We start from the raw sequence: 21,312 nt of genomic DNA, 5'->3' as shown, positions 1-21,312 counted from the left end.
CTCATCACTCCTGAGTTGTTTCGGGTGTCATGCCGTGTTCCGACATAACAAAGTTAAGCGCGGCAATGGAATAGTCTTGCCCGAGAGAAACTTCGATCTTTCCTTCTTTCTCCAGCTTTCGGCCAAGCTCGGTAAGGTTTTCCATCATGGGGATGAGCTTGAACAACGAACTCATGTAGGTGATCGATGTGGAAACGTCTCGGGCGAACTGGTCCAGCACCTTACTCTTGTCGATAACCAGAGGCTCTGGTCTATCCACTCCATCTTTTTCTGACTGGAGTTTGCTGCACAGCTTGAGCAGCTCAATCCCCTTCTCAATGTCTTGTTTGTACATAACGGTCAATTCTCCTCTCTGCCGTTTTGATGCTCTCTCCTGGCCGCACCAGCTCGCTCCCTAGCCCACTCAGCTAGAGCATTGATTAAGTCGCTGACTTCTGAGTGGAATATCAATGACACAGCAAGAGCAGTCCAAAAAATCCACTCCATCGCTTAGTCCTCGATGGCAAGTTTGCGTCCAGAGCCATTCTGCTCTTGAACATCGAAGTTATTGGCCGGATAGAAGCCTTGATCCCGCAAACTGCGAATCTGGTTGATGTCTTCCCGGCGAGTTTCACTGGTCGGGGTAATGCGAGTGACCGCATCCACCAGCGCTTCATTGTTGAGCTCTTTGTCCTGAGCGTTCGCCAGATACATCGCGTCAATGACGGCCTGTTCAATCTCTGCCCCGGTGTATCCCTCGGTGGTACGAAGTAGCGTAGGCATATCGAACGCGGCGATGTTGGCCTTCTGCTTGGCGAGGTGGATCTCAAAAATCTTCTGGCGCTCAGCCACACTTGGCAGATCAATGAAGAATGCTCGGTCCCAGCGGCCAGCTCGCATCAATTCAGGAGGCAGCGACTGAACCCGGTTGGCCGTCGCCACAATGAAGATCTTCTTCTTGCGCTCTTGAAGCCAGTAGAGGAAAGAGCCCAGCAGGCGCTTGGATACTTCGTGTTCGCCATCGGCATTACCAAAAAACTTCTCCATCTCGTCAATCAACACAACAACGGGTGCGATCTGCTCAATGGTCTGCAATGCACGATTGAACTGGCGCTCGGTTTCACCGAGATACTTGCTATAGAAACGGCCCATATCCAGGCGAACCAAGGTAGTGCCAAGTACACCGGCAGCGGCTTTTGCCGTCAGCGATTTACCACCACCAGGTACACCGGCCAGAAGGACACCTTTTACCGGAAGGTCTTTGTCCCAACCGGCTTTACGTATCTGGAGGAACTCCTTGAGGTTTTCGAGACCACCGACATTCCCAATATCAATGGCCTCAAGCACATCGAGGCCGACATCACGCAAGATGTGAGCTTTTTCTTTTCGGATCTCGCCCAGGTATTCTTCACCCTTGAATTTCAAGTAAGCGGAGTAGGTGAAGACGTTCTTCATCTGGGTGTGTGACAAGCCCAAGGCGTGGTTTGCGATGACAGCACGTTCGTTGCTCTCGAAGACTCCACCATCTTTCACGTTATCTTCACAGGTCTGGAGCAGTTTCAGGATTTCCTGATTGCTCATAGCCGGGAGATCGATGTGATAAACGAACTCTTCATTGAAGACGTCTTTGCCAGCGATGATGTAGTTGATCCCCTCATTCTCCAGATAGGTCAGTGATGACTTGAGGGCTGGGAGTGTTTCCGGGTTTGCACGTTGGCGGTCGAAAAAGAAAGTGTCGAACACGACAACTCCGTTTTTGGAGGACTTCTTGGACTCGTCCACCATTGCCTTCATCGTGCCTGGATCAGGCAGCTTCTTGAATGGCATTACAATAAAGTGCTTGCCGACTTTCTTTGCAATGTCAGAGAAAACGCTCTCTGCGCGGCCCAGCTCAAAAGTGCTAACGTTGATGACTGGAAAGGACAACTTGATTGGAATCTCAAGTTTGTCCATTTGCTGTGTAATATCGCTCATCGCTTATCCTTTAAATAAATTTCGACTTGTTGATCACCTCACATCATAAGTTCATTTTATGATGCTGTAAATATCACCTTCCAACTCTGTAGCTGTTCACGGCGGACTCAACGCGCTTGACTGACACGTCTATACCATTTGTCACCAGCAACTCATGCACTTGGCAACAGGCCTGTTGTTTCAGGCCAAAGAACTCTTCGTTAACACGGGCATACTCTGCTGCCGAATTGGAGGCGGCTCGTCTTAGATCTGGCATCAGAGATTCAACGCGAGACTCTACTTTGTCCAGAGAGGAACTGGCAGACGACAAGCTGAACAGCGAGAAGACGCTCCCAAAGTCGAAACCATCATTCAAACCGGCAAAGTCCATACCCAGATCGATAAACTCAGTTGCCATTGAGTGGTGCAGTGAGCCCACAATGTCACGATGATCCCCCAGCGCATTTGCGAAGGCTTTCACAGCTCTCTTCGCATCGTCTATTTCACTGCTGGCCGAGGAGTTTGACATCGACGACATGACGGAAATGCCCTTGTTGTCAGTCACAAGGTCGAGAACCTCCATTGTTTGTGCTGATGAAACACTGGAAGAGGCCTCACTGATTTCACGTAAGGCTTTTTGCCCCATGTCCACCAGTCGCTTGTTGCTCTCGTGGAGTCGAGATGCGGCGTCAAGCCTATCTTGAGCTTGGGTGATTCGTTCCAGAATCTGGCTACCGTCAATCGCTTGCTTCACGGCCCGAGAAACCAATCCCTCTTTGAGCTGGTCTCTCCCACGGCGCAAATACCGCAAATCGCTGTTATGGCCTTTTAGTGCTGAACGTATAACGGCGATGTCTCGACGAAACTGCCAGAACGTTATAATTTTTTGCCAGATCCCCAACTGAGCACGCTGTTGGCAAAGAGCTTCGTACTCTGCACCTTTCTCTTCAACCTGGCTGAGAGCTGCGGTAATCCTGTCTTGATATTGCCGGTCGTCAGCCAAGTAACTTTGAATTGCTTGTTCCATCCCGTACCCCAAAAACTTTCACATGTGAAAGTTCATTCTTTCTTTGTTCTGCCAGTACAAAGTATTTTGCCTTAGAACGACCTCACACCCCGCCCCTGCTCACGCCCATTTTGGGCAATTACAGATTCAGCATTTACAGGCTTATAATGTGATGCCGTAATAGACAAATAAAAAACGGCATAGCCGTTTTTACCTTACTTTGCTTTGCTCCGGCCCCCGCATAGTGCATTACCAATGCGTGATGAAAAATCCTTCCATTCTGGACTGTTCCGGTAGTCATCCTGTCCAGTTGCTTGTTCCTGGCTGGTCGATGCGAATTGATTGAGAGCATCCGGGCACGAAGAGCAGACCCCGATACCTTCCACTCTATTCACGCGAAGCCAGTGACACGGTTGACCGTTTTCAACACAAGCGTGATCATCGGTGCATCCGCACCCTATACATTTAGCAGTGAGCATAAGCGCCTCCCCAAGTAAATTAACAACATCATAGTATCATTATGTGATGCTGTAAATATTAAAAAGAAAGCGGCCATAGCCGCCCTTCCGAAGTAATTTTCCTTTAGTGGTTGTCTTGGCCCTGTTTCCAAGCGACGAATGCCTGCACTAGCGGTACGCCATCATCACTCAAGGCATTCCCTTCTATCCATCCGCCTCGTATGACGACAGACTGCCCTGATTCCAAGCCAAAAGGTTCCCACTCAGAAGCCACCGGGGAACCGTCCACCAGCAGGTCGAGATCTTCAATCCATTTATCCCGGCCATCCAGAGTTTTCCAAACTGAGTCATCGACCCAAAAGGCCTTGATTTGTTCTGGTGTGGCATTGGTCCAATCGTTGTCTTTCCCGTCAGCAAGTGAAAGTACAGAGTCAACCGTTTGCTGCCAGTTCGGCCAATCTTCTTCGACAACAACGCAAGTAAGCGAGCTCTTGCCATTTGCTCTGCGGCCATCATCAACCTTCCGGATCAGCCTTTCCAGTGTCGCCAGCTCCTCATCGCAGAGCACGGCCTGTGCATCGCTTATCTTTGCCACGAAGTAACGTGCTTCAAGCATCGACATAATTATTTTCCTCCCCAGGGCACAAGTTTTGTCGAATATCCAAGCATTAGTGGGTGCTTCGGGTCCCCCGAACCAGTCACGCCAAATGCCAATACCGGCTTCCCAGATGCAACGAGCTGCTCTAAAAGCCTGTCCAAATGAACATGCAAAGACTTAGGCAGCTTAGTTCGGCTCCCCCAGCAGGGCACCAAGACATCAGCATCCCGAATAATCCTTTCCAAGTGGATTTCATTTTCAGGCCCGACAGGATCAACCGCCGTAGCCAGCTCTCGAACGTCGGTCGCCCGAAAAGCAAAAGCATTACCGACTATGAATCGCCTCCCTCCGTTGACCTTGGTAAACCCTATCCACTTTCTGACCGTGTGATCGTCCTCGGTGGCCGTGGCCGTAGAGCCGTTTACACCAAAATAACCGAACACAAGGCCTTCGGGTTGCACATCCCTTTCCAGACGGTATCTGTACATGCCGCACTTGCTGATAATTGCACTCAAAGTGTCACCTCTTTTTGAATGAAAAATGCCCTTTCACAGTTGCATTTTTTAATGCTGTGATAGGATAAAAGTGTAAGTTGAAAAGGAGAGATGACCATGAAACATGTACTGAATATCGCGCTGATGGCTGTTGTTATTCTTGGCCTGGCTATGCTTGAGGCCACCAACTGGGGTTACGCAGTGCTGGCTATCCCGGCAGTGATTTGGGCCAAGTCGGTGCTCAACCTTCTGCACAAACTGCCGGTTCTGGCTGCTGCTTTTTGGATTCTGGTTGCTGTTTTCGCGTGGCAAGCGGCACTTGTTGGTATCCTGTTCTATGGCGTACTTGCGACCCCTAAAGCGCCAGCAAACACCAATGGCAAGAAAAGCCGAAAAGCCAATCTGATGGGCACTTACAGCTACGACTTTAAAACCGGCGAATGCTTTAGCTAAGACTGGCTCCACGGTTATTTCTCCTCAGCCTTCCTGATGGGCGCTCTCAGCGCTCTCAGGACAGCTTCTTCAAGAGCTGCGGCCCCTGCCCTATCACGTCGCTTTGTTAATGCCCCATATTGCTTCCTGATGGGTAGCATCAGCTCTTCGAGTTCATTGCGCTTCCTATCGTCGGCTTCAAGTTTCTCGCTTCGCGCCAAGGCTTCGGCTTGCTCGCTTTTTGCTTGCCACTCTATCTTGTCGCCTTGCACTTCCCATGCTTTAACGTAATGAGCATCATCCAGACCTTTTGCTCCGTTGTCCGAAAACGAGGCCCCTGAGTAAATGCCACCGACAACCCAGCGCCTTTTGCTTTTTCCCTTTGAGAAATACATCTCACGGCCTAAAACACCATCGCGCAAAGTGGCTACCGAGATAAATAGCCCAGCGTCCCCTTTCCTAAAGCCGCAGAACACAAACTCAAGCGGTTCGTATAAATCACTCATGCTGATCACTCCGAAGAACAGACAAGACCTTCTCAGCTCGCTCCTGGAGGTCTATGAGTTCGGCAGCATCATTACCGCTCAATGACATGTCCCCGCCATAGAGGCGATACTCAACGCTGTCCATCGCCTGGCGAAGCAATCCTAGAAGAGCATTCACGTTTGCCGGTGTTGATAGGGCGACGGCTTCACCTTTCAGCTCACGTCCATTAAATTCCGACCACTCGGCTATGCCTGTCAGTTCGCAACAATTTGAGCAGGACATACTGGCAACATTCTGGGGATCGTCTGGACAGTGTTCATTGATGACAAAGTTCATCTCGTCACTGCCGCACTTTCCACAAATGATGTGTACTTTTTTGCCCATGCTGCTGCCCTTAGTGGAGAGTCTGCTCTTCCACAACAATCATCCCGTCAACCAAGCTGATTGTGGCGGGACCGCAGTTACCCAGCACCTCAGCTTTGACTCCGTTGTTCAACGCGACATAAAGCCGTCTCGCCCCGTTGGTGACGCGGATGCCTTTCTGGTCGAGTTGTTCAAGCATTTCTTCGTAGGTAATTTTTTCGTCCATCAGTTCTCCTCAGCAAGGATCTCGTCGATGAGGTTCTTTGCTATCAATCTGGCATCCAAAGGGACAGCCAGGCTGTCAATTCTGCCTCTTTCATGGGCAACAATGAGTTGCGCCTTCCAAGCTATCCCGGAAAGAGAAGCATCAGGTTCTTTACCTGAGCTTCTCATACATCTTGCGTTTCGGTACGCCGCCAGCCACTCAGGTCTGGTTGAGTTATAACGCCCAAGGCCAGCTTTTCGTTGGAAGCACATTCATCGCGCACCTTTACAGATTCATTTTATGATACTGTAAACAATAAAAAGACACCTTGCAAGACTTTCACATGTGAAAGTTTTCTGGTTTACATCTGCTCGCTTGGATCAAACCCCAAAGCCTTGCACACGTCATCCAGGTCATCGAGCGTGAAGAATCCCAGCGTCAGTTCCCCGGAGCGCTTCGCGGGGTTATAGCGAACTTTGATAGGCCTACCCGTAGCATCGCTCATCAGGGTCTCCAGGCGCTTAATGTCTGCATCCCTGTCCACTTCTTTGCCCTTCGCTATCGCCTCAAATTTATGAACCGGTGTCCTGGTATGCAGGAGATCCCTCAGGAGCTTTTCTCTCTTGCTGAAAGGTAACTTAGCCACGGCCCTCACATGCCCCAGGGTGATCTTGCGTGGATTTCTGAGCCAGAGTGTTAGCTCTTCCTCCGATAGCGTACCGGCGCGTTTCAGGTGTGTAACCGTATAGACCTTCTCAATACCCAGATCCTCTCTGATCTGACTGTTTGAACGCCCCTCTCCGCTTAGGAACGCGACCACATAGGCCTTTTCTGCATCAGTCATGCCTGGATGCTGGTGGTAGTAGTCAATGGCTTCTCTTGCATCGAGCAGTAGGGGTAGGTTGTTCATTCAGGACACCTTTTAGTCACATGACTATATCGAGGCTTATTCTACCCCCTATTTTAGTCACATGACTACTTACTGACATTTCGGCCCCCATCGCCGCCGATTTTTCTTGATTATAGGTTTGAATCTATATAGGATTGCACCTATATTAAGTAAGGAGAAATCATGTGGGTCATCGAGACAACCGACACCTTTGATGAGTGGTTCGATGCTCTGGATGATACCGATAGAGCAAACGTGCTGGCTTCGATGATGGTGCTGCGAGATAGAGGCCCCATGCTGTCGAGGCCATACGCGGATACTGTTAACGGTTCATCCTACAGCAACATGAAAGAGCTTCGGGTCCAAAGCAAAGGAGATCCTATCAGAGCGTTCTTTGCGTTCGATCCAAAGCGTAAGGGGATTCTTCTCTGCGCCGGTAACAAGACCGGGGACGAGAAAAGGTTTTATGAAGTAATGATCCCAATTGCAGACCGTGAGTTTGCGGCGCACTTGGATAAATTGAAGAAGGAGTGACGTTATGGCAAGAACTCTTGACCAAATGCTGGCAACAGAAAAGCCTGAGGTTGTTGCCAAAGCACAGAAAGCGGCCACTGAGATGTTACTGAACATCCACTTGGCAGAGCTTCGTGATCGCATGAACCTTACCCAGGGGGAAATTGCTGCATCTCTGGGTGTGAGACAGCCGACAGTCTCCGAGATGGAAAAACCTGGACGAGATCTCAAGCTGTCGTCCATTAAGCGGTACGTTGAGGCCTCCGGTGGCAAGCTACGCCTCGATGTTGAACTTCCGGACGGCACCCACTACGGCTTTGCCGTTTAACTCGATACGCCCCGTTATGGGGCGTATTACTTCTCTTGCTCTTCTTCCAGCCGTTTTCGGTATATCTCTCCTGCACGTTCCCTGCCATCGTCGGTCAGCCTAAAGGCCAGCTTTAGAGAAGCATTCCGGTACTTGTTCAACAGGCCGTTCTCCACCAGCGTGTGGCATGACGTTCGGAAGTTCGTTCCATGAATACCGCTCTGGCGAGCTGAATTGATCATCTCCAGTATTTTTACACCTGGTACAGGCTCGGCTTTTCCACCGGCCTCAATTGCGTATAGAATGAACAAAACGTCTTTTTGAGTTGACGACAATCTCATCCCTTCCCCTTATTCATGTCTGATATGAATAAGGCTCCCACGAAGGAGCCTTATGTAAACCTTATTCATGTGTCACATGATTAAGATCTAGTTCACGGAGTCTTTCAACCCCTTACCAGCTTTGAACCCAGGAATGTTGGCCGCCGCGATCTGGATGTTCTCTCCAGTCTGGGGATTCCGCCCGGTTCGCGCTGCGCGTTCCTTAACGTGGAAAGTACCAAACCCAGTGAGCGCTACTGTCCCACCCGCTTTAAGCTCCTCTGTCACTGAGTTGATCAGCGCATTTACCGCAGCTTCGGCCTTTGCTTTGCTAATGTCAGCGTCTTCGGCCACTTTCATAATCAGTTCACTTTTGTTCATCGTTATTCCTGTTTGTTTTCTTGGTTACTGTTTACACCTGCATACTCTGGGGTGTGGTTAGTGCTTTCTTCGCCACTCCCAAGGGGGAGTTCTCTCCGATTCCGGTAATGCCCAGAGACCTCGCTTATCGGCTTTGGCTTCGGCCTCCAGCTTGAACAGCTCCGGTGTTTTGGCGTACTGCCGGTACACCCACGCACTCCCAGAACGGACCATTTCGGCATTGACCCATTTGCCATCGACATAAAGGTTGGCGACCAGACGGCCATAACGGTCTTTGTCGATTTGCTCGACTTTAATCATTCGACCAAACACCAGATCGGACAACGCCTGTTTCGCCTTTGAGCCGTAGGGTTGTTTCTTCTCTGGGGTGTCGATTTCCGCCAGCCTTACCCGGTACTGGATTTTGCCGCTCCGGCAATCTTTCCCGGAGTCACAGCTTTGTTCAGTCAGGACCTTGACCGTATCACCGTCAGACACCCCCACAACCTTCGCAGTAAAGGTTTCTGCCCATACCTGAGGGGCCACCACCAGCATGGCTACCAGGAACGCTGAAACCCCCGTATTTTTCACAAAACCTAACCTCATAATCACTCCATCCAAATTACTTTTTTTTCCCAGCCGGTAGAGCCTTGGCCCAACAGAGCCTTGTTTCATCCACCTTGCTGTCTACGATTCGACAGGCATCCCAGTTAAGAGATGACCAGTGAGCAATGGCAGAGGCCAACCAGTACCACGGTGCCGTAAACACCGGCTGGCCCCCTTCCTTCGTTTTAAATACCTGGTATCGCATGTTGATCCTCCTGTTTGGGTGAGGCTTAGGCCTCGTAATAGAAATTTTTTGTGTCCGGATAGGGTTTAAAGCAATGAGCCGTGGCTCTCCCCAGGGAAAGCACTGAAGCCTCAGCTTCCGGCGCTTCCTCAGTGTCTTCACGAAATTCCCCGCCAAGTTGCTTCACCCATTCGGCAGCGAGCTGCACACCTTCATCAAAGGGAACTTTGTTCTTTTGAAGCACATCCAGATAGGAAAGCAGCAAGCAGTGAGGCGTAATGACGGCGGTGTTCCAATCGGTTGCGAGCCGTGTTTCGTCCATATCTGCATACCAGGCATCAACCTGATGTTTCAATCCGATCTCGGCCATCATGCCGTGCTTACCGGCGACCTTTCTGCCTTCCTCTACCACATCAACCGGGGCGTCCCAGTAGAGGACTCCCCCGTCCGCTTCTTGGGTCGCACAGGTTGCACCTTGCGGCCAATGCCTCCGTTCCATAACGAGCTCGCAGAGCGTTTGGTTGCCTACAGGAGCCTTGTAGTCCTCATCGAGATTCACCACGATGGTTTCCGGCTCCTGTTCAACCGGTGGCAGGTATCTGGCGACCAGAGGCATTGTCAAAATCACAGCCCCATCCATGTGAAAGGATGTTGGAGCCTTCACTATTCGGTCCATTACCCAGCACCAAGCATGAAGCAACCGATCCTCTACCTTGTCGTCAGCCTCAATCTCTTGAACGAACTGGTTGAAACGAACCTGACTATCCAGAAACAGGCCTGTGCTCTGACACTTATCGCTGATCGTATGAATGAGCTCCGCCTGCTCCAGAAGCATTTCTCGGGTGACTTCCTCCACATCACCAAATGCGTCAAACAACTTTGTCATGTAGTCACGAATTTGCATGTTCTTCCCCCTCGGCATCGAATTGCTTTGCAAGCTCAGGATCACCGGCCCAGCGAAGGGCGTCTCCCATATGCGTGAAAGCGCGTTTATTGTTATCCTGCTTATTCACCCTGACCGGCGTCTTTTGGTCACGAGGCTGTAGTAGCCAGTACCCGGCCTCTTCCCTGATTAGTTCTGCGGCCACCAGAAAGCCGTTCTTCGTTGCAATGATCATCATCAGCTCCCGTGGTTAAGCCAGTAGGCATAGATAGTGATGGCAAGGCCTCCCGCGAGCACAATGACTGCGGCGGTACGCTGGACCCACTTCGATGCACCAAACCGCGCCAGGTGTCTCCCCAGGAACTGGAAAGGTGCTGTCTTTCCGATAGCGCGAATCACCCAGGAGATTGCCAACAGAAGGATGGCTGTGGCCGGGTATATACCAACCCCTAAGAGATTCATCTCTCCGACCGCGAGCTGATAGATGAATGCCAACAGCATGGCTACCGCAGTCAATACAGCTACAACCTTGGTCCCGTTTCGCCAGTCCCACGCTCGACGTGCGTCACTGGTAAAACTCACCATCGAGACAAGGAACGGCATAAATGGCAGGTTCATGCTGGTGGGTTTATCCATGAATGCGTCAAGACCCACAAACATGGCCGTCATCACCACATAGAACAACAGGGCGGGGACAAGCATGTCGCGTAAAGACCGAACCTGGTTGGCGTTCGCGTTTTGAGTATTCGTCGTCATTGTGTTTGCCCCTTCAACATTCCCCATAGCTGACGGTGAAGATCAGCGATTACCTTGTACGTCCCCTTCACTGCTGGTTGCTCAAGGGTCTTGAGCATCCACAAAGCAATAAACAGGCTGGAAAGCAGTGCCACCACCAACTGGATGTTGTGGCTACTCAAATAGACGGCATAGCCGTTTAGGCAGGCACTCAATAGCAACCAGACCCTGGCCGTCATCAGCCCCCAGCGGTGATAGGTCACGAGCAGGTAGGCTGTTACGACAGAACAGAGTGTCATGGCACCAGAAGTGGCTAGGTAAACGACCCATGTACTGGCCTCGCCAGTGACGTAAGTGCCACCAACGGAGAAGGACAAGCCAAAGATCCAAATTGCTGCATTCCGGAGTAGGGCATCAACAATGATGTAACTAGCAGCGAGATTGATAATTCCGCGTTTTAGCATTACCCCCTCCCGTTATTCTGATACCTGCCCAGCTCAGCCCTGAGCCTATTAATTTCTTCCGTGGCTTCGGCCAACTGCTCCCGATACTTCTTGAACTGCTGATATGAATGCCAGGACTGTCCTTTCGATACTGACTTCGTGATGGCGGCGACCTCATCCGGCGTCAACCGGGTGAGCTGCTCTTCCGGATAGATCAGGATGGTGTTGCTGTCCCAGTCAAAGCCTGCGTGAATAGCTTTCACCCCCACTGTAGGGGTTCCACCAATCCCACCTGGCTGGTGGATGACAAGCCTCAAAGGCGCTGAGGCCTTGTGTGGATGAAGGCTATCGAGAGCCTCTTTTGCTTCTTGTAACTCCATAGATTCACCTCATAGTGAAATCAGGCCCCGGAGAGCCTGACTTTCACATGTGAAAGTTAATTTGCCTTCTGCTGTCTGGCAGAAACCCTCAAGGCCAGCGCCTTTTGCATGTCGGGCTGCTGGAAACGCACCTTGGTCCGATCAGGCCAACTGTCCATTTCATTGCACCGCAGGGTGTCTATGGCCGCATCACGGTAAACCTGATAGAAGTCGGTTCCACCTATGGAGTTAATTGCCATCATGGCGGCAAACATCGGGTTACTGTTCATGACGCTTGTAAGAGTCTCGGGGGTCATTGGGGTGTCGCATGACTTGTTGAGGGCAACCAGCAGGTCATTACCAACCAGGGCACAGGCAGCGCATACCTGTTTGGTATCATCCAAGGCCTTCGCGTATTCGTTGTTTGGCTGAGGGACGCTTGAGCAAGCCGACAGGACAAGCAGCCCCGCCAGAAGGCATCCCAATTTAGTTGTAATCTTGATCATCAGTTCTCACTCCACTTTCACATGTGAAAGTTTTTATTGGTTCGCGGAGTCGTCTTGTTGCGACTCAATCATCATTTTTCGCATCACGGCCATGATGGCTTGCGCCGGTTGAGCGCCGCCGAGAAGCTGGCTCTTGCCGGTATGGTTGTCCACTACAAAAGTGGCTGGTGTCCCGTTGACGCCATAGCTCTTGGCTTTCTGGATGTCAGCTTCAACCTTGTCTTCGTACTTTCCTGAGCCGAGGCACTCCCGGAACGCATCCAGATCAGCACCAACACCAGTGACAACAGAGGCCAGGTCAGCAACACCGCCACCATTCCCCTGGGTATGGTGGAAAATGTCGTTAACGAAGACCCAGAAGCCACGGTTGCCCTTCTGCTCAGCAATACATTCAGCGGCCAGAGCTTCCTTGTGAGCTGCCGGGTTATGGAAATCGAGAGGCATGTGCTTCCACTGCCAATTCACATTGCCTTTGCTGGCATCCACAATTTGTTTGGGTGTGTCGTGGAATCGCTTGCAGAATGGGCACTCCATATCGGAGAACTCCACCAGCGTGAACCGAGCACCAAGGTCCCCGTAGATGTGTTTGCCTTCTTCGACCTTCTCAGGTGCTGCCTCGAACTGGGCATACTTCTGATCGATGTCGGCTTGTTGTTTCTGCGCGACAAACTTGTTGATGCTTTCGGCCACAGCAGCTTCAAACTCTGCCTTGCTTTTGAAGGTGACGCCTTCGGCATCCTTCACCTGGTTGACCGTAGACTTCACGTTGGCGATCTCTTGCGCCAGATCCTTCTCTTTCACGAACTGGTAGATCCCGAACCCGGTTCCTACGAGCCCCAAAAGAATGGCGGCAACAACCCCGAGACGTAGTGATTTGGTACTTTGTTCTGTCATATCAAACTGCTCCTATCAGTAAACTTTCACAGCGCTGAGTTCTTGCACGAAGGAACTGGCTTCGAGCTTCGCTCGTTGGGTCAGTCGCCGGATGATGTCTTCGGTTGGTGTGTAGTCCACCAAGTTGCTCTGGTGGATGACGTCTCGCGCCACGGAGTTCAAACTACCCAGGCCATCAATCAGCCCAATGTCTTTGGCCTGCTCCCCGTTCCAGAGCAATCCAGAAAACACCTCTGGGTCGTCTTTCAGTCGATCACCCCGCCCAGCCTTCACTCGTTCGATGAACTGCTGGTGGGTTTTCGATAGAACGCCCTCCCAGAATTTCTTCATGTCAGAGGTAAGAGGGGAGAATGGGTCGAGAAGCGCTTTGTGCTCTCCGGAAGTGATAGCCCGGCGCTCGATGCCGAGCTTGTCCATCAAGCCGGTGAATCCAAACCCCGAGCTGATGACGCCGATAGAACCGACAAGGCTGGCGCGGTCAGCATAGATTTCATCCGCAGCAGAGGCGATGTAGTAACCGCCAGAGGCACCGATGTCATCAATGATGGCGTAGACCTTTTTCTCCGGATGAAGGGCTCGCTGCGCCTTCACTTCGTCATAAATCCGTCCTGCTTGAACCGGGCTACCGCCAGGGCTGTTTATGCGAAGCACGATAGCTTGTGAGTTCGGGTTGTCGAATGCAGCTTGGATGGACGGGATAAGGTGATCAGCATCGGCCAGAGTGCCAGCAGCAATTTCACCACGGATGTTGATATACGCGGTGTGAGGGGCTCCTGCCTTGGCGCTTTGCCACGGCATCCCACCCGGATTAGATGCCAAAATGATGAAGCCGATCATGAGAAGCACGAAACCAGATGCGCGAAGCACACGCAACATGGTCCGCCAGCGCCGGTCTTTCACCTGCTCTTTATGCAGGGTGAACATGTACTTCTCAATGAGTTCTTTCTCCCAGGGGATCTCTTTGTTTTCTGCCATTAGTTTTTCCTTTTGCATGTTTCGATTATCAGTCCCCAGAACTCTTCATCAGCGCTATCAGCCCGGTCTTTGACTTTCTGGTAAACAAGGTTGGTGTTGAGCTGATGCTCACGACAGAACTGAGCAATGTTGCTGTAGGTCCTGTCCAGATAGGTGAAGGGTTTCCCTTTACCTTTTTTCTTGGCGAGGATGAGCTTCCACTCATCATTGGAGAGTTTGTCTGCGGCCTTCCCGGTGTCCGCAATGCGCCTACGCACCGTTACCGGATCAAGTCCATGTGCTCTGGCTATGCTGGCAACGCAGTTGAACTTCCGACCGTCAATCATGACAGTAGGCAAATCACCAGCGGCAGCCTCCTTGAATCGGAAACCTCTGTAACCTGGTTTGAAGATCCCAGGAGCAAGTTGCTCACGGAACTCGATTGCTTGTTCTGACCTGACAAACTTGCTGTCGATTTTGCCGAGCATGTACTTAGCCCGAGCGATTACCTGGTAAAGCGTCTTCTCCAGGAGCATGGCGTCAGCAGCTCGACTCGGAAGACCTATGTCGTCTTCTTGCTCGATACCCAACATTTCTGCATGGCTGGAGCCTTCTGCATGTCGGAAACAGCCGTCGTACTCAAAAAGAAAGGAGGCCAAACCTCCTCTCAGCTTTGCTTTGAACCGGGTGTTGGCCGCGTTCTCTGGCGCTGGTGCCAGCTCGGACACTTCAAGCCCTAAATTTGCGGCCAACTTCCGCAGGTCTTCCTCTCCAATTCGGCATCCAGGCTGCATAACCTGCGCCAGAGCAGATTCATCAGCACATCCGCGTTCTTTCAGCTCAGCCAAGAGGTAGGGAACTCGTACTACCCCCATAAGCTCAAGCTCCCTGAATCGCGTGGACCACCAGCTCACAGAGTTTCCCGTACACAGGAGCAAGGCAGAGTGAAGCCATCACCATGCCAAAGGCTTTCGATGGAGCCTCTTTGGCGAACTTGGTCAACCACGGCATCATGCCGCACAGAGCAGCAACCATAGCGCCAGCCACCCCCAGGGAAGGGAATGCCATCACTTGGGCCAGAATGAAGAAACACTGGGCGTATGCCGCATGGGTCATCGCCTTCTTATCTGCTGCCGTGAACTCCACGGCATCTACGCTTTTGACTTTTTCCATCACATTGTCCTCATGCAACATCAGGTTTTCCGAAAAATTTCTCATACACTTCGAGGTCGAAGGCCAGCATGGTCTTTGCCGCCTTTTCACTAAGCTGGTGGAGGCTAAGCATCTGAACCTTGTCAGTGCCGGTCACTTGCAGATCCACCGCGAACCACGTCCCACCTTTGGTCACGGCCAGAACTTGCACCGCCCAGGGCTTATCCAGTCGTTCGGGCGGAGTGATCATGTTCGACACTTTGGCGACCGTCGCGGTTGAACCTACCCAGTGCTTGTCGAACGCAATGACGTTCAACGCTTCAAACGCATCCTTCGCAGCTTTAAACCGGCTCCGGACAGCATCTTGTTGCTTCCAAGCCATGAACTGGAGAAGGGTCATTCCACCAGCCATAAGGGTGAGAAAACTCAAGCCATTGGCGGCAGCTACGACCGTCGCTACCAAGGACCCCAACATGACGAAGCGGTTATGTTTAAGCTGGGCCACTATTCACCTCCTATACCAACCAGCGTACAGGACTTTTCAAAAATGCAACCCCGCCTAGCTGCCCAATTCGGGCAACCCTGATTCAATCCAGAACTTTCACATGTGAAACTTTCCGCCACAGGAACAGGAGGTTTTTACCTGACCAGAACGGATGGATTGATAGCGGTGCCACAGCTTGACCACTTCTTTTTCGCTGAGAAGGTTTGTCTTGATGTAACGGACTCTATCCCCGTCCGCTGTCTCAACAACGGTTCGGACATAGCCGTACTTGGCAACGGGTGCCTTGTACTTGTGTGACAGAATTACCCGGTAAACCGAGAGCTGGATAATGTCCGACTCATAGATGTGGTTTACCTGGCGCAGCTTGGTGTCCAAGGGAATGAGAACCCCATTCTTGGTTTGGTACACCTGATCAACCCTGCCGTGCATGGGCACCGGCTGTGTGGTTGATATGTCCTGTTCGGACAAAAACAGAGTGGCCGAGCGCAGCTCATAAGGCATGTTCTCTGATTTCCACCACGCCCAGGTGTCTCCAATGCCGCGTTTGCGCCATTGGTCCACTTTCGCAATGACGAAAGGGGCGATGATCAGGACGAATATCCAGAGAACTGGCTTCATGACTACCTCCGGCCCCTAAACCACTCTGGATGATTGGATACATCCATGCTCTTAACCTGTGATGAGAAGACCAGTAGCTCTTGGGTCGTCAGGACGGTCTCAGGAGCCCGAGCGATGAAAGGTCTCAGCAATTCAGAACCCGCATAGATATTGATGACCATATGCAATCGCTCTGTTGCTCCAGAAACTCTCCGCCAGCTCCGGTAGGTTTCTGTTGATTTGGCATAGCCAACCAAGGCAGGAGCCAGCGTGTCGGACTCCTTCGTATTCAACTTCCCTTTTGCTGCCTTCGATACGAACTCAGCGATCACCGAAGCCAGCATGTCGGAGGTAAGGTGAAGCGGCAGCTTTATCGTGTCGAAGTCAGCCTGCTTGATGGTGAACAGGCGGATGTGATCGTTGCGGTAGTCACGCACATAGATGACATGACTCTCAAATGGGTTGGAGTGGTTAAAGGCATCCATACCCCAGCCTGCGGCCTCAAGATGTGCGTTTGATACTGACTTGTCGTAATCAAATTCCACGCTATTACTCTCCGTCTTGTCGTTCAGGAACTTTCACATGTGAAAGTTTTCCGTCGGTCATGATGTCCAGGACGGCTTTGCCCAGTCTCATCCCTTTATGGTTTTGAACCGGGTCTCCCTTGTAGAAAAGTCCTGGCTCGTTATCGGGATGGAATACCCCGTGAGGAATGTTGTCGTGATCGCCCAGCCACATGCGTAGCCTCAGATCCACCAGCCACCCATCATCCAGGACAACCCAGAAATGCGGTGTCACGATGTCCTTGGTCTGTTCGTTTCGCACAAAGCCATACATGCAGTCATGAGGTACACCCGCTTCATTGAGTAGGTGGCTTACTGCCCATGTCATACCGTCACATTCCATCTGGCAGTCATCCAAGGTCATAAGGACGGCTTCCAGTTCCCGGTGCCACTCCGTCATTTGCTTGGCCGCAGGTTTTACCACCAGCTCGTTTTTGTTTTCTGCCAAGATGATGTCTTCCTCGTCAATATTGCATTCGTCTATCGCTTCCGAACGGATGGATACCGCTTCATCCCAGTCATCGCTCGATCCGAAAATGCTCCAACCCTCAAGACCGTAATTCACCCATACGATGAACCGCTTTATCGTTTTCATGTGCGGCCCCCTTTAACCGTGCAACGTTCCCACATACTCACCCCTTCAAACCGTAACCCCACCAAAAAGCCACTTCTTGATGATTTCCAATCAGCAGCGGCAGGTTGCCCCTGAACTAACCTCACCGAAAAACCACCTTTAGATTGCTTTCTGGTGCTTATCAAGTTCTCCTGAGTGATTAGTCGTTCTGAAAACTTTACTTTTCACAGTATCATTTTATAATACTGTAAATCATAAAAACAACCCAGTAAAGAAAAAAGAGCGACTTATGTTGAGACGAGAAAACCAAGGAGATTTGTTCGATGACCAGGTGGTGTTGCCATCACTGGAGTCGGTTCTTACCGGCATATCTTCCAGTCAGCGTTGTGACGATAGAACAACGTACTTCTCCGCTCCGGATGTGGACCTGAGTTTGTACGATCACATCATTGTTTGCCTGTCTGGAGGCAAAGACTCGATTGCTGCGTACTTGCGGCTGGTGGACATGGGTGTTGATAAGTCAAAGGTGGAGTTCTGGCACCATGATGTTGATGGTCAGGAAGGCAGTTCGTTGATGGATTGGGCCTTCATGCGTGATTACTGTCGTCAGCTCGGGGAAGAACTGGGTATCCCAATGTACTTCTCGTGGCTTGAGGGCGGCTTTGAGGGCGAAATGCTCAAAGACAATGCCTATAGCCACCCCCATCGTGTAGAGACGCCTGAGGGGCTTCTGGTGCTGCCTAGAGACCATAAGCGCTCTAAGCCTGGTACGCGCCTTCGTTTCCCTCAGCAATCGCCATCACTCCAAACAAGGTGGTGCTCATCAGCCTTGAAGATCGATGTTGGCCGCAGAGCTCTTAATAACCAGGAGCGCTTCAAGGGGAAGAAGATCCTTTTCATCACTGGTGAGCGCCGGGAGGAAAGTGCAAACAGATCCAAGTACAACCAGCTTGAGGCTCATGCCTGTGACAGAAGATATGGGAAGACTGCACGGTTAGTTGATGCCTGGAGGCCCGTTCTTCATTGGACTGAGGAGGAGGTATGGGAAGTAATCGAGCGTCACCGCATCCTGGCCCCAGTCCCTTATCGCCTTGGCTGGAGCCGGTCGTCGTGTATGACCTGCATCTACAACTCACAGCGTATCTGGTCCACGATCCGTCACTACTGGCCTGAACGAGCTGGGAAAATTGCTCAGTATGAACAAACCTTTGGTGTGACGGTATCAAGAAAAAAAATCGACGTAATAGATTTAGGTTCTGCTGTTGCGCCGATACAGATTAGTGATGTTGAGGCATTGGAGCAGGTATCCAGAGAAGATTACACGCTCCCGATTTTTGTGCCGGAGGGGCAGAAGTGGGTTCTCCCTGGTGGCGCATTTGGCCGAGAGGCCTGTGGTTCTGATTGATTTGTGCAGAGGTGGCAATGTTGGATTTTGTTTTTTTGGTGTTTTTGGGGTTGGGCATATCTACGGTGCTGGTGCGTCGGTCTTCCCGTAAGGGGATGGATCTTGAGCTGACATGGCTCCAGTCGTTGAAGGTCGTGCTGGTTCGTGGAGCTGTTGCATTGGGCCTGGGTTTTGGCATTGGCAGGCTTGTATTGATGGGGATGCAGTATGGTTTCCTGAGTGAGTCTGTCCTGAGGGAACATGCACTTGTCTCCGTAGCGGTGGTTCTGATCTGTGGGCTTGGTTCGTTCGTTGCGTTTCAGTGGATCATCGGGAGGATCTCTGGAAGATCGATCAGCGTCGTTTCTGTGATCAAAGCTGTGATGTACGAGTCTGGTTACTTTGTGCTGTCGATGCTTATCTTGTTGGTGATACTCGTCCTGTTCGGCCTTGCATACGAGACTTTTTTCTAAAAAAACAGTGTTGATTATTTTTTGTTCAGTGATCAAAAGGATAAATATAAAGATCTTTAGATCTTTGTATAAAGGATTAAAAACGGTTAAAGACAGGTTAGGCGTTCTAAATCACCACTCAACACATTGATATTACTGGTGTTTTCATATTTATTCCGTGCAACAAACCCATAGGTTGCCGTGCAGCGTTCCCATAGGTTGCCGTGCAACGTCCCCACATACCCTTGGATCTTATCCACTGTTATCCACACGGAACCCCTCTTTTTTCCACAAAATCCTTACAAAACAGAGCTTTCGTGCAGCGTTCCCACATATCAGATCTGGTGTTCGTGCAGTATTCCCACATGTCTAAGGTCATACGTGCAGTCGCCCCATATACAATTTTCTGAACGTGCAACGTACCCACATGTCAATTTTGGTCGTTTTTTGCACCGTGCAGCGTACCCACATATGATCGTGCAGCGTTCCCATATACCAAAACCCCGTTTATGCACAGGAAATGTGGATAACTTTTGGCCTCTTTTTGTGTGCGCGTGATCACTTTATGGACTATTAGAGTCATTTTGACTGCTTTTTTAGGTTTGTCCTGATCTGTCAATCTTTGTTCTGCTTCGTCAATCGTGCAGAGTTCCCATATATCGAGAGGTTCAGGACCTGCTTTCGTGCAACGTACCCACATATCAAATCTCATAACGTGCAGGTCCCCCACATCCTCACCCTTTAACTATCAATACCTTACGGGAACCACTCTACGGGAACCACTGGAGCAGCATGGCACTTATCCTTCGTCGTGGCTTACGCTTGCACGATACTGAGACTCAGCTTGCGACTACCGTGCAGCGATCCCATATATAGAGCCCCAGCCCACGCTGCATCTGGGGTCACGTTCGCTCTATCCGTGCAGCTCCCCCATATGCGGAGGCATTCCGTTTCCGGTCCTGCCTGGTGGGCGTACCTTGTGCGCTTTCTTCTGGCATAAAAAAAGGCGCTGACGCGCCTATCTTTCTTTTCCCTGGGGGGTGGGAGATTCTGGTGGCTATCTCCCCTTACGTTGGGGTTCATCAATGATGTCGTGGTCGATCATGCCGTGCTTGATGGCCCGTAGCTCTGTCTGCTGCTTACGCTTGTTGGACGCCATCACCTGCTTCACGAAGTTCTCATGAGGCCTTATGACGTACCGCACGTCGATGACTCTGCGGCCATCCTTGATCTGGTTCGCGTCGTAGTCGCTTATGACCTCTTGTTTGATGAGGGCCTCCAGAGCGAGCTTCATGGCTCTGACGTTCTCCGGCATCCGTGGGCTCAATTCACGAGGGCTCTGGGTCAGGAAGCTGATAAGCGATGGCGTGTACGGCGAATCTGGTGATGCTTGAGTCCAGTAGTGGCTCATTCGCTTGTAGATGTACCGTGCAAGAGGGGAGCGGATTTGCATTCCGATTTTGTAGTTGTACTGACGAAACGACAGATTCATGATCGATTCGTTTACCAGCGGGTTGAACTGCACATAGCACCTGGCGTTCCCGCCTTTCTTGCGAAACTCACCTCTGGTGGTCAGTCCCACCATCGGGAAGAAGCTGGAGCTGATGAAGGCTTCACCGTCATCACTGATACATTCGAGTGTTGCGCCACGACAAACCTGGATTGCTTCCTTGATTTCGTTCAGGTTGTACCCGTGACCCATCTTCGAGAGCTCTTTCTGGAGTTCGTACAGAGTGAACATGACTCCAGCCTTGCCCTCGATGATATGGCCTTTCCCGTTCACTGCGAGCTTGCGTAGAGCATCCTCAAGGATTTCCTCTCGCTGTCCCGCGTAGATCAGCACGGTTCTTCCGTCATCCTTCTCGATGATGGCTGGCTTCACCTTCACCGTGAAATGCTGGCCTCTGATGGTGCATTGTCGTGTCACTACAGCGTTGGATAAATCTTCATGCTCACGCTTTTGGTCCCAAATGTACTTCGGCAGCGCATCGTAGATCTCGATGGTGTTGGAGTAGTCGTCTTTCTTGGCCGGAGATTCAATGATCTCAAACAGGCTCATTTGCGGTGAGTCTTTGATTACGTCGAGTTTCTCCAGGTCTTTGTCTTTGGTTCTCTTGCTCATGATTGTTCCGTCGATACTTTCTAGCTGGTGGTCCAT

At 51.1% G+C, this 21,312-nt stretch carries 33 protein-coding genes; 5 read left to right on the top strand and 28 right to left on the bottom strand.

From position 1 onward, the window contains the following. Positions 1-4: 4 nt before the first annotated feature. The 5 genes from ACLHV8_RS25450 to ACLHV8_RS25430 form a co-directional block, all read right to left on the bottom strand. Positions 5-334, bottom strand: coding sequence for a hypothetical protein (locus ACLHV8_RS25450; RefSeq protein ID WP_000277953.1), 330 nt, complete (start codon positions 332-334; stop codon positions 5-7). A gap of 155 nt (positions 335-489) precedes the next feature. Then, entirely contained in the window at positions 490-1,953 is a 1,464-nt protein-coding gene (locus ACLHV8_RS25445) for an AAA family ATPase (RefSeq protein ID WP_001280522.1), read from the bottom strand. Positions 1,954-2,026: 73 nt separating this feature from the next. Beyond that, positions 2,027-2,959 carry a hypothetical protein gene (locus tag ACLHV8_RS25440; RefSeq protein ID WP_000434071.1) on the bottom strand — a complete coding sequence of 311 codons (933 nt, stop codon included), beginning with the start codon at positions 2,957-2,959 and terminating at the stop codon, positions 2,027-2,029. A 561-nt stretch (positions 2,960-3,520) separates the two neighbouring features. Next, complete coding sequence (locus tag ACLHV8_RS25435; protein ID WP_000062185.1) at positions 3,521-4,018, bottom strand: hypothetical protein; 498 nt, start codon at positions 4,016-4,018, stop codon at positions 3,521-3,523. 2 nt (positions 4,019-4,020) lie between these two features. Beyond that, positions 4,021-4,509, bottom strand: a complete 489-nt coding sequence (locus ACLHV8_RS25430; protein ID WP_001273096.1) for a DUF1643 domain-containing protein — start codon at positions 4,507-4,509, stop codon at positions 4,021-4,023. Positions 4,510-4,605: 96 nt separating this feature from the next. On the opposite strand from ACLHV8_RS25430, the gene ACLHV8_RS25425 reads away from it, so the two are divergent. Beyond that, positions 4,606-4,941, top strand: coding sequence for a hypothetical protein (locus ACLHV8_RS25425; RefSeq protein ID WP_000683476.1), 336 nt, complete (start codon positions 4,606-4,608; stop codon positions 4,939-4,941). A 14-nt stretch (positions 4,942-4,955) separates the two neighbouring features. Here ACLHV8_RS25425 and ACLHV8_RS25420 read toward each other — a convergent pair whose 3' ends face one another. The 4 genes from ACLHV8_RS25420 to ACLHV8_RS25405 form a co-directional block, all read right to left on the bottom strand. Further along, on the bottom strand, positions 4,956-5,426 hold the full coding sequence (locus ACLHV8_RS25420) for a hypothetical protein (RefSeq protein WP_001281821.1): 471 nt from the start codon (positions 5,424-5,426) through the stop codon (positions 4,956-4,958). After that, positions 5,419-5,790, bottom strand: a complete 372-nt coding sequence (locus ACLHV8_RS25415) for a hypothetical protein (protein ID WP_000516916.1) — start codon at positions 5,788-5,790, stop codon at positions 5,419-5,421. The genes ACLHV8_RS25420 and ACLHV8_RS25415 overlap by 8 nt, the downstream gene beginning before the upstream one ends. A gap of 10 nt (positions 5,791-5,800) precedes the next feature. After that, positions 5,801-5,995, bottom strand: coding sequence for a hypothetical protein (locus ACLHV8_RS25410; RefSeq protein WP_000343597.1), 195 nt, complete (start codon positions 5,993-5,995; stop codon positions 5,801-5,803). Positions 5,996-6,335: 340 nt separating this feature from the next. Further along, positions 6,336-6,884 carry a transcriptional regulator gene (locus ACLHV8_RS25405; protein WP_001061574.1) on the bottom strand — a complete coding sequence of 183 codons (549 nt, stop codon included), beginning with the start codon at positions 6,882-6,884 and terminating at the stop codon, positions 6,336-6,338. Positions 6,885-7,046: 162 nt separating this feature from the next. Here ACLHV8_RS25405 and ACLHV8_RS25400 point away from each other — a divergent pair, with 162 nt between their 5' ends. Together ACLHV8_RS25400 and ACLHV8_RS25395 are read left to right on the top strand one after the other, a co-directional pair. Continuing rightward, a complete protein-coding gene (locus ACLHV8_RS25400; protein ID WP_000270043.1) occupies positions 7,047-7,397 on the top strand; it encodes a type II toxin-antitoxin system RelE/ParE family toxin in 351 nt (116 codons plus the stop codon). Between the two features lie 4 nt (positions 7,398-7,401). Then, positions 7,402-7,704, top strand: coding sequence for an XRE family transcriptional regulator (locus ACLHV8_RS25395; RefSeq protein WP_000124640.1), 303 nt, complete (start codon positions 7,402-7,404; stop codon positions 7,702-7,704). Positions 7,705-7,730: 26 nt separating this feature from the next. On the opposite strand, the gene ACLHV8_RS25390 is transcribed toward ACLHV8_RS25395, so the two are convergent. The 18 genes from ACLHV8_RS25390 to ACLHV8_RS25305 all read right to left on the bottom strand — a co-directional run bounded on the left by ACLHV8_RS25390 (position 7,731) and on the right by ACLHV8_RS25305 (position 17,339). Then, a complete protein-coding gene (locus tag ACLHV8_RS25390; protein ID WP_001239997.1) occupies positions 7,731-8,024 on the bottom strand; it encodes a chromosome segregation protein ParM in 294 nt (97 codons plus the stop codon). A gap of 87 nt (positions 8,025-8,111) precedes the next feature. Further along, positions 8,112-8,384 carry an HU family DNA-binding protein gene (locus ACLHV8_RS25385; RefSeq protein ID WP_001043047.1) on the bottom strand — a complete coding sequence of 91 codons (273 nt, stop codon included), beginning with the start codon at positions 8,382-8,384 and terminating at the stop codon, positions 8,112-8,114. A gap of 57 nt (positions 8,385-8,441) precedes the next feature. Next, positions 8,442-8,969 carry a thermonuclease family protein gene (locus tag ACLHV8_RS25380; protein ID WP_001236377.1) on the bottom strand — a complete coding sequence of 176 codons (528 nt, stop codon included), beginning with the start codon at positions 8,967-8,969 and terminating at the stop codon, positions 8,442-8,444. Positions 8,970-8,985: 16 nt separating this feature from the next. Further along, positions 8,986-9,174 carry a hypothetical protein gene (locus ACLHV8_RS25375; protein ID WP_001270411.1) on the bottom strand — a complete coding sequence of 63 codons (189 nt, stop codon included), beginning with the start codon at positions 9,172-9,174 and terminating at the stop codon, positions 8,986-8,988. A gap of 25 nt (positions 9,175-9,199) precedes the next feature. After that, positions 9,200-10,057: a hypothetical protein gene (locus tag ACLHV8_RS25370; RefSeq protein WP_001167032.1), complete on the bottom strand. Its 858-nt coding sequence runs from the start codon at positions 10,055-10,057 to the stop codon at positions 9,200-9,202. Then, positions 10,044-10,274, bottom strand: coding sequence for a hypothetical protein (locus ACLHV8_RS25365; RefSeq protein ID WP_000972663.1), 231 nt, complete (start codon positions 10,272-10,274; stop codon positions 10,044-10,046). Before ACLHV8_RS25365 ends, ACLHV8_RS25370 begins: the two co-directional genes overlap by 14 nt. Continuing rightward, on the bottom strand, positions 10,274-10,792 hold the full coding sequence (locus ACLHV8_RS25360) for a nitrite reductase (RefSeq protein WP_000210756.1): 519 nt from the start codon (positions 10,790-10,792) through the stop codon (positions 10,274-10,276). The genes ACLHV8_RS25365 and ACLHV8_RS25360 overlap by 1 nt, the downstream gene beginning before the upstream one ends. Further along, complete coding sequence (locus ACLHV8_RS25355; protein WP_000919345.1) at positions 10,789-11,235, bottom strand: Fe3+-siderophore ABC transporter permease; 447 nt, start codon at positions 11,233-11,235, stop codon at positions 10,789-10,791. The genes ACLHV8_RS25360 and ACLHV8_RS25355 overlap by 4 nt, the downstream gene beginning before the upstream one ends. Beyond that, on the bottom strand, positions 11,235-11,594 hold the full coding sequence (locus ACLHV8_RS25350; RefSeq protein ID WP_000422768.1) for a hypothetical protein: 360 nt from the start codon (positions 11,592-11,594) through the stop codon (positions 11,235-11,237). Before ACLHV8_RS25350 ends, ACLHV8_RS25355 begins: the two co-directional genes overlap by 1 nt. A 56-nt stretch (positions 11,595-11,650) precedes the next feature. Next, positions 11,651-12,079, bottom strand: coding sequence for a hypothetical protein (locus ACLHV8_RS25345; RefSeq protein ID WP_000591074.1), 429 nt, complete (start codon positions 12,077-12,079; stop codon positions 11,651-11,653). Between the two features lie 33 nt (positions 12,080-12,112). Continuing rightward, positions 12,113-12,973: a DsbA family protein gene (locus ACLHV8_RS25340; protein WP_000139698.1), complete on the bottom strand. Its 861-nt coding sequence runs from the start codon at positions 12,971-12,973 to the stop codon at positions 12,113-12,115. Positions 12,974-12,988: 15 nt separating this feature from the next. After that, positions 12,989-13,948: a S49 family peptidase gene (locus ACLHV8_RS25335; protein ID WP_000829616.1), complete on the bottom strand. Its 960-nt coding sequence runs from the start codon at positions 13,946-13,948 to the stop codon at positions 12,989-12,991. Then, positions 13,948-14,802: a hypothetical protein gene (locus ACLHV8_RS25330; protein ID WP_000539392.1), complete on the bottom strand. Its 855-nt coding sequence runs from the start codon at positions 14,800-14,802 to the stop codon at positions 13,948-13,950. Before ACLHV8_RS25330 ends, ACLHV8_RS25335 begins: the two co-directional genes overlap by 1 nt. A 4-nt stretch (positions 14,803-14,806) precedes the next feature. After that, positions 14,807-15,100 (bottom strand): hypothetical protein, encoded by a 294-nt coding sequence (locus tag ACLHV8_RS25325; RefSeq protein ID WP_001370730.1) that lies wholly within the window; start codon positions 15,098-15,100, stop codon positions 14,807-14,809. A gap of 10 nt (positions 15,101-15,110) precedes the next feature. Next, positions 15,111-15,584 (bottom strand): hypothetical protein, encoded by a 474-nt coding sequence (locus ACLHV8_RS25320; RefSeq protein WP_000057877.1) that lies wholly within the window; start codon positions 15,582-15,584, stop codon positions 15,111-15,113. A 96-nt stretch (positions 15,585-15,680) separates the two neighbouring features. After that, positions 15,681-16,202: a hypothetical protein gene (locus ACLHV8_RS25315; protein ID WP_000805800.1), complete on the bottom strand. Its 522-nt coding sequence runs from the start codon at positions 16,200-16,202 to the stop codon at positions 15,681-15,683. Positions 16,203-16,204: 2 nt separating this feature from the next. Continuing rightward, entirely contained in the window at positions 16,205-16,726 is a 522-nt protein-coding gene (locus tag ACLHV8_RS25310) for a hypothetical protein (protein ID WP_000393785.1), read from the bottom strand. A 4-nt stretch (positions 16,727-16,730) separates the two neighbouring features. After that, on the bottom strand, positions 16,731-17,339 hold the full coding sequence (locus ACLHV8_RS25305; RefSeq protein WP_000849071.1) for a hypothetical protein: 609 nt from the start codon (positions 17,337-17,339) through the stop codon (positions 16,731-16,733). A gap of 268 nt (positions 17,340-17,607) precedes the next feature. Between ACLHV8_RS25305 and ACLHV8_RS25300 the strand changes: the two genes are divergently transcribed. Both ACLHV8_RS25300 and ACLHV8_RS25295 read left to right on the top strand, forming a co-directional pair. Continuing rightward, entirely contained in the window at positions 17,608-18,723 is a 1,116-nt protein-coding gene (locus ACLHV8_RS25300; protein ID WP_000946102.1) for a phosphoadenosine phosphosulfate reductase family protein, read from the top strand. 17 nt (positions 18,724-18,740) lie between these two features. Further along, positions 18,741-19,175, top strand: a complete 435-nt coding sequence (locus tag ACLHV8_RS25295; protein WP_000883925.1) for a hypothetical protein — start codon at positions 18,741-18,743, stop codon at positions 19,173-19,175. A 1,036-nt stretch (positions 19,176-20,211) separates the two neighbouring features. Here the strand turns inward: ACLHV8_RS25295 and ACLHV8_RS25290 are convergent. Further along, the coding region (locus tag ACLHV8_RS25290) for a RepB family plasmid replication initiator protein (protein ID WP_000350011.1) at positions 20,212-21,312 on the bottom strand (1,101 nt) is incomplete at its 5' end.

This window comes from Enterobacter sp. CPE_E863, from assembly GCF_046521465.1.
GTDB lineage: Bacteria > Pseudomonadota > Gammaproteobacteria > Enterobacterales > Enterobacteriaceae > Enterobacter > Enterobacter adelaidei.
The sequence above is the reverse complement of the archived record's forward strand: the minus strand, read 5'-3'. Positions and strand labels throughout refer to the sequence as shown.